The 728-nt window shown below is 60.4% G+C and carries 1 protein-coding gene; it reads left to right on the plus strand.

Going from position 1 to position 728, the window contains the following annotated elements:
* Positions 1-728: integrase core domain-containing protein (locus SO140_RS46265; RefSeq protein WP_498544244.1), on the plus strand; the 728-nt coding region annotated here is incomplete at both ends.

The raw sequence follows: 728 nt of genomic DNA on the forward strand, positions 1-728 counted from the left end.
GCCGCGCCATCGCGCGCGCGGCACGCCGCTGTCGCAGGGCACGCTTCCCAACGATCTGTGGTGCACCGACTTCAAGGGCGAGTTCAAGCTCGGCAATGGCCGATACTGTTATCCGCTGACCGTCACGGACCATGCCTCGCGCTTCCTGCTGCTCTGCGAGGCGCTCGATTCCACCCGCGAAGATCCTGCAATTACTGCCTTCGAGCGCCTGTTTCGCGAACGCGGTCTGCCGCTTGCCATCCGCTCCGACAATGGCGTGCCATTTGCCAGTGCCAATGCCTTGTTCAATCTCTCAAAGCTGTCGGTGTGGTGGCTCAGGCTCGGCATTGCGATCGAGCGCATCAAGCCAGGCCATCCGCAGCAGAACGGCCGTCATGAGCGCATGCATCTCACGCTCAAAAAAGAAGCCACCAGACCGCCGGGGTCCAATAGCCTCCAGCAGCAGGATCGCTTTGACAGCTTCAGGCACGAGTTCAACCACGAACGTCCCCACGAGGCTCTCGACATGAAGCGCCCCGCAGACATCTACACGGCCTCGACACGCCGCTATGATGGCCTGCCCGGACTGACCTATCCCTTCCACGATCGAGATGTCGTCATCACATCCTGCGGCCGCCTTTGTCTGCACCGCAAGAAAATCAATATCTCAGTCGCGCTGGCCGGCCAAAAGCTCGGAATCAGGGAAGTCGACGAGGGCATTTGGCTCGTCAGCTTCATGCACTATGATC

The sequence above is a fragment of the Bradyrhizobium sp. UFLA05-108 genome (assembly GCF_059803455.1).